A 642-nucleotide genomic window follows, 5' to 3' on the forward strand; every position below is an offset into this window, starting at 1 on the left:
CCAGCGTAAAGGTCGTTGTGGTCGTGTGGAAGAGGGTATCTGTATCCGCCTGTACTCAGAGGAAGATTTTGAGTCACGTCCGGAGTTTACCGATCCTGAGATCCTGCGTACTAACCTAGCATCGGTTATCTTGCAGATGACGGCACTTGGCTTGGGCGACATTCAAGCGTTTCCATTTGTGGAAGCGCCGGATAAACGCAACATCCAAGACGGCGTTAGCTTGTTGGAAGAGCTTGGTGCGATTAACGCCGAAGCGAAGGACGCGAAAAAACGCTTAACCAGCATTGGTCGCCAATTGGCTCGCTTGCCTATCGACCCGCGTCTCGCGCGCATGGTTTTGGAAGCACCAAAATATGGTGCACTAAAAGAAGTGATGATCATCGCAGCGGCATTGTCGATTCAAGACCCGCGCGAGCGTCCTTCAGACAAACAACAATCGTCAGATGATAAACATCGTCGTTTCTTCCATGAAGAGTCGGATTTCCTGACATTTGTGAACTTGTGGGATTACATCCAGAAGCAGCAGAAAGCGTTGACGGGTAACCAATTCCGCAAACAATGTAAGCAAGATTACTTGAACTACTTGCGCGTACGTGAGTGGCAAGATGTGTACTTCCAGATTCACCAATCTATGCGTGAAAT

At 49.1% G+C, this 642-nt stretch carries 1 pseudogene; it reads left to right on the forward strand.

The annotated features are described in order from the left end of the window. Positions 1 to 642: pseudogene (locus R8O10_RS25790) on the forward strand (ATP-dependent RNA helicase HrpA); the annotation flags it as partial.

It is taken from the genome of Vibrio sp. 1727 (assembly GCF_033344415.1).
GTDB classification, from domain to species: domain Bacteria; phylum Pseudomonadota; class Gammaproteobacteria; order Enterobacterales; family Vibrionaceae; genus Vibrio; species Vibrio alginolyticus.